The following is a 244-nucleotide window of genomic DNA, read 5'->3' as shown; positions in this document are numbered from 1 at the left end:
ACATAGCCCTGCTTGGCATCCGGCGACAGCAGCGCCGAAACGACGCCGACGGCGCGGCTGGCGTCGGTGACGTAGACCGTCTGCCCCTTCTCGTAGCGCGGATGGATCTTCACCGCGGTATGCACACGGCTGGTGGTCGCACCGCCGATCAACAGCGGAATATCAAAACCCTGCCGCTCCATTTCCGAGGCAACATGCACCATTTCGTCCAGGGAAGGCGTGATCAGACCGGAAAGACCGATAA

1 protein-coding gene is annotated in these 244 nt (G+C 61.5%); it reads right to left on the bottom strand.

Annotation, left to right across the window (positions count from 1 at the left end; translation table 11 throughout):
• A partial coding sequence (locus ACPYOG_RS20350) for a hypothetical protein (protein WP_481295890.1) occupies window positions 1–244 on the bottom strand: 244 nt, incomplete at both ends.

The organism is Leifsonia sp. HAY1-4F, from assembly GCF_056755275.1.
The sequence above is the reverse complement of the archived record's forward strand: the minus strand, read 5'-3'. Positions and strand labels throughout refer to the sequence as shown.